The sequence below is a fragment of the Bathymodiolus azoricus thioautotrophic gill symbiont genome, assembly GCF_001298715.1.
In the GTDB taxonomy this organism is placed as follows: Bacteria; Pseudomonadota; Gammaproteobacteria; order PS1; family Pseudothioglobaceae; genus Thiodubiliella.
On the sequence record NZ_CDSC02000292.1, the window covers coordinates 1 to 4,849 of the forward strand.

The following is a 4,849-nucleotide window of genomic DNA, read 5'->3' on the forward strand; positions in this document are numbered from 1 at the left end:
ATTTAGCAGGTAAATATGGTATCTTTGTTCGTAGGTCAATTGTGTATATTTTTGCATGTTTCACTCCTTTTTCTTGTCGGATTAAAGAGTGATTAATATACCCTTTGATCAACTAATTGAGTGTTGCACTTATGATGTGAATCTAAGTACAATCAAACTTAAATTTTATCTATTTCCAAATAAACAGGAAAGGTTAACCAGGTGGCCAAGAGAGCGCTCGCCCCCCTAGGCAATGCAGGTGAATGTGATAAACTGTTTGTCCGCCATTAGCGTTGCAATTCATTACCACACGATAACCTTCATCGGCAAAGCACAAATCTTTAGCAATTTTACTGGCGGTTAAACTTAATTTACCGATCAAGATGGCATCGTCTGCTGTATTTAATGAGGCAATATGTTTTTTTGGAATCACTAAGAAATGATGTGGAGCTTGCGCCCTAATATCATGAAAAGCCAAAACTTCAGCATCTTCATAAATTTTCTCAGTAGGAATATCACCCGCAATAATTTTACAAAATAAACAATCTGACATAGTCTCTCCTTATCGATATTGACGCAAATACCACCAACCAAATAAACGCTTTACAGTGTGCATCAAACGACAATTCGGCAACATAAAGCCACCCTTCATCGTGCGTGAGATATAGATGCCCTTGTTATTTGAGTCAACAATGCACATTAGCTCAATTTTAAATGTGTGCGTAGCACGCCCTCCATCTAACACATCAAGTACATTTTTTGCTGCCGCTTCAGCTTGAAGGTCTGCCATATGTGCTTGTTTTGGCATCCACTGCGGCCCTGGAAATGAACCAGAATCGCCTGCAACAAACACCTTGTCAGCACTTTCAACTTGGCAAAATTTATCCGCCTTTAACAAACCACCTTCACTACGATCAAGCTCGGTATTATCAAACCATTGATTGCCCGTCATTCCTGGCATAAATAGGATCAAATCAGCGGAAAATTCACCACCTTCGGTAAACACTTTATTGGTTTCAAATTTTTTCATTTTATGTCCAAGATGCGTTTTAATGTTGCGCTTTTTCATCTCTAACAACAAACTCTCAACTGCTTTTTCGCCCAATCGTGCACCGGGTTTTGTTGCGGGGGTGAAAAAGGTTAGGTTAAATTTATCGCGTCGTTTTTCTTGTCGTAGTTGTGTGTCTAGTCCAAACAAAAATTCAAACATTGGCCCACCACGCATCGCGCTTGGTTCTTTTGGATTACCCGAAAAACCAATGGCGATATTGCCACCATCCATGACTTTTATTCTGTCGCGTATTTCTTCTACAGCGCTTAGCCCTTCACAAGGAGTGATGGCGTTTTCAATGCCGGGTAATTTTTTGATAAAACGCCCGCCTGAGGCAATAATTAACGCATCATTATCAACTTGAGCACCATTTTTTAAAAGTACAACTCTGTTGTTATCTTCCAAGCCAATGACTTCATTTTCGACATGACGAACATTCATGCGTTTAAAGAAATTATCCAATGGAACAATAATGTCTTTTTTGTCTGCTGCACCGGAAGGCACCCAAATCAAACTCGGCATATACACCAACTCTGCCTTTGGAGAGATTAGCGTAATTTCTAGGGTTTTGTCTTGTTTGCGCAGGACTCTCACCGCAGTTAAACCTGCAAATCCTGAACCGATAATTGTGATTTTCTTCATCGTTAAAAGAGTGCTATATTTTTAAACATGATAGTTTCCATATTGGCAATACGCCCAAAGTCTTCCATTGTTTTTGACCAATCATCTTTTGATTCAAGTTGCTTCTTGAACGCCTCTTGATCAGCTCTACTTTGCCATTTAACTAAGCAATACACATATCCTTGCTCATCAATTCCAGAATCGCGTGAAATAAATCCTTTAACACCAAGAATATTATCGTCAATTTCTTTAGATAAAACCTTCCAATCGCTCAATAAATTCTTGTCATTTAATTCAAACGACACCAGTACAAAAAATCCACTCATTTTACGCTCCTCTATTTTTACAAAAATGCCCGAAATCAGGCTCCTCTACACTGCGTGCGATATTATCAATAAAGGTTTGTAACTCATCAAATTCTAATACAGTAAGAATGCGCGTTACAATCGTAGGCTCTACTCTTAGCGTACACATTGTGCCATCTTTGAGTTGGGTCTGCATACCTGCTGCATTCATCATTAAGCCATCACCATTTTGTTCTAATATTTGCTCTAATGCTTCTTGTAATTCATCATACAATACTTGTAACTCGTCCAAAATATCATCATTAGTTTCATCGGCAATAGACACAATCTCGCCCTGCACCGAGCCAAAACTTTCGTCATTTTCAACTTTAAATTCTATTCCCGCCTTTATTAAATGGTCTTTGAATTTGTTTGATAGTTTAGCGTCAAAAAATATATAATCTAACATACGCAATCAATAATTTATATTCAAAGGACATTATAATGCTGAACAAAGACGCACTTGATACTTTATTTACAGAAGCAAGAAGCCACAATGGCTGGTTAGACAAACCTGTATCTGAGACACAAATTAACCAAATTTATGAGCTGATGAAGTTTGGACCAACTGCGGCTAATACTTGCCCTGCACGTATTACCTTTGTACAATCCAGCGAAGCTAAAGAAAAACTCAAGCCTCATCTTGATGAAGGTAATGTGGATAAGGCAATGGCTGCACCCGCAGTGGCAATCATTGCTTATGACACAGAATTTTATGAGAAGTTAGGCAAACTCTTCCCGCATACTGATGCAAAAAGTTGGTATGAAGGCAACCCTGAAAAGATTAAATCAGTAGGGGAGATGAACGCCACTTTACAAGGTGCTTACTTTATGTTGGCAGCACGTTCAGTTGGCTTAGATTGTGGCCCAATGGGTGGTTTTAATGCTGAGACACTGGACCAAGAATTTTTCCCAGATGGTAAAACCAAATCAATTTTCATTTGCGCTATAGGGTCTGGCGACCAGAGTAAGTTGTTCCCAAGGTCGCCACGCCTAAGCTTTGATGAGGCTTGCAAAATTATTTAGCTTCGTTTTTCTTGGCGTCTTTTCTTGGTGGACAACCATTATGTAACAGCCACTTGTCTTCGTGCCCAATAGCTTTTGCAAAAGCTGGGATCTCACAGTCCTTGGCTATTTTCTCTATAGTCACTGATTTAGCGATTTCTTGTTTTTTATCTTCACCAGAATCAAACCATGATGCCGTTATAACAGTAGAAAAAATTAATGCAGATAAAACAGTTAATCTCTTTATATTTTTCATAACTTCTTCCTTTCTATTAATAGTCAAATTCCATCTTCTCAAATACCCGTTGCGCATTTTTTCCAGCAATACTTTCATGATTTTTTAAATAATGAAATTTTGATTGGTCAATTTTACTGGCATCCAACATATCGCCATCATTATCTAGAATCTTACTAATTTTTGTTTTTAAAAATACCAAATAATTATAAGTATTGTGTGTTGCAAGCGACAAATTAGACACACTACCATGACCTGGAATTATGTATTTTGGCTTAAAAATTGCCATTTTTTCAAATACATTAATCCAACTTTGAAAATCTTTGGCAGGTCCAATCCCTAGCATTCTGTCGTTAAAAACTATATCTCCTGTAAACATCAACTCTGTACTAGGCATCCAAATAACAATATCGCCTGCTGTATGCGCTGCACCAAAATGATACAACTCTAAATTTACACCGCCAAGTTCAAGATTCATTTTTTCATCAAAAGTCTCTGATGCAAATACAGGTTCTGTACCTTTTAGGCTATCTTTAATTAACAGGTCTAGTCTTGTTATTTGCTCATCTGCTCTTATTTGTTGGTCAATTTTAGCCTTACTTGAACTTATAATTCTAGCACCTAACTTTTGAAAATAATCATTGCCTAACCAGCGATGGTCTTGTCCACCAGTATTAATGACGATTTTGACAGGTTTGTGAGTAAGTTTTTGAATAGTTTTATGAATCTCTTTGGCGTCAAAATAGCTTGCGCCTGAATCTATAAGTACCACACCTTCACTAGTGATAATAACCCCATGGGTTGAATTATTACCTAAATTGGTTTTAGTCCTTTGAGACAATTCACCCACTAAAGCATAAACATTATCAGTAATTTTTTGCACCTCAAATGAGGCATAAGTTAAGCTTGAAAATAAATAAAGTAATGCAAGAATTATGATTTTTTTCATTTTTTATCCTGTTGTTAAAGTGTGAATAATATCACCAAATACCAAATAAAATAATGCCAATATTGACAAGGTAAAGATTGTCTTTTGTACAAAATTTAGGCTTTGAATTGATGCTCTGTCTCTTGTTAAATCACACGACTGTCCCGGACAATACTTTGCACCGTCTTTATGAAATATATTATAAACCTTGCATCCCGCGCAAACACCAAATACTGCCTCAAAAAATAAAAGGCCCAAGCACAGCGCACAAGTCAAAATATTAATAGGTCCACGAATATTGTTCATCACCACTAAATAAAACATCACCACTGCCAAGAAAAAACCAAATGCCCACGCCCACTTTTTTTGTGGCGCGCCGACATATTCAGGTGTTTGATTATTAACAATCCAACGACCCATAATCATAGAGGGTGCGTATTTTGGATTGATAAAAATCCGGATAAAAAAATCAAATAAAAATACCGATACCATTAACTTAGTCGGCTCATTATTGCCCGTTAAAAAACCATTCATAAATGCCATAAAAGCAAACAGAAATACAATGCCTGCGGCAGCTCTTACTTCTCGTTCATTAAAAACAGGAACATCATAACCTGCTACTTTTTCACCAAATCCAAACATAATTTATTTTAATTAACCGTAAATGCTTCGTGGCAAGCTAAACA

8 protein-coding genes are annotated in these 4,849 nt (G+C 37.2%); 1 reads left to right on the top strand and 7 read right to left on the bottom strand.

The features are described from left to right. Positions 1–193 precede the first annotated feature (193 nt). From BAZSYMA_RS05635 to BAZSYMA_RS05650, 4 genes are read right to left on the bottom strand one after another with little or no spacing between them, the layout of a single operon-like run. Positions 194–532 (bottom strand): histidine triad nucleotide-binding protein, encoded by a 339-nt coding sequence (locus tag BAZSYMA_RS05635; RefSeq protein WP_090716546.1) that lies wholly within the window; start codon positions 530–532, stop codon positions 194–196. Positions 533–541: 9 nt separating this feature from the next. Next, complete coding sequence (locus tag BAZSYMA_RS05640) at positions 542–1,672, bottom strand: NAD(P)/FAD-dependent oxidoreductase (RefSeq protein WP_090716548.1); 1,131 nt, start codon at positions 1,670–1,672, stop codon at positions 542–544. Between the two features lie 2 nt (positions 1,673–1,674). Then, positions 1,675–1,977 carry a hypothetical protein gene (locus BAZSYMA_RS05645; RefSeq protein WP_090716551.1) on the bottom strand — a complete coding sequence of 101 codons (303 nt, stop codon included), beginning with the start codon at positions 1,975–1,977 and terminating at the stop codon, positions 1,675–1,677. Between the two features lies 1 nt (position 1,978). Further along, positions 1,979–2,404, bottom strand: coding sequence for a hypothetical protein (locus tag BAZSYMA_RS05650; protein ID WP_090716553.1), 426 nt, complete (start codon positions 2,402–2,404; stop codon positions 1,979–1,981). A gap of 35 nt (positions 2,405–2,439) precedes the next feature. On the opposite strand from BAZSYMA_RS05650, the gene BAZSYMA_RS05655 reads away from it, so the two are divergent. Beyond that, positions 2,440–3,021 (top strand): malonic semialdehyde reductase, encoded by a 582-nt coding sequence (locus tag BAZSYMA_RS05655; RefSeq protein WP_090716556.1) that lies wholly within the window; start codon positions 2,440–2,442, stop codon positions 3,019–3,021. Here BAZSYMA_RS05655 and BAZSYMA_RS05660 read toward each other — a convergent pair. Genes BAZSYMA_RS05660 through BAZSYMA_RS05670 form a run of 3 tightly spaced genes read right to left on the bottom strand, consistent with a single transcriptional unit; the run spans position 3,014 to position 4,805 of the window. Further along, the gene (locus BAZSYMA_RS05660; protein ID WP_143243120.1) at positions 3,014–3,256 is read right to left on the bottom strand and encodes a hypothetical protein; all 243 of its coding nucleotides are present in this window, start codon (positions 3,254–3,256) and stop codon (positions 3,014–3,016) included. The two genes, BAZSYMA_RS05655 and BAZSYMA_RS05660, sit on opposite strands and share 8 nt — an antisense overlap. Positions 3,257–3,272: 16 nt before the next feature. Next, positions 3,273–4,184, bottom strand: coding sequence for an MBL fold metallo-hydrolase (locus BAZSYMA_RS05665; protein WP_090716561.1), 912 nt, complete (start codon positions 4,182–4,184; stop codon positions 3,273–3,275). A gap of 3 nt (positions 4,185–4,187) precedes the next feature. After that, a complete protein-coding gene (locus BAZSYMA_RS05670; protein ID WP_090716563.1) occupies positions 4,188–4,805 on the bottom strand; it encodes a DUF4395 domain-containing protein in 618 nt (205 codons plus the stop codon). Positions 4,806–4,849 lie beyond the last annotated feature (44 nt).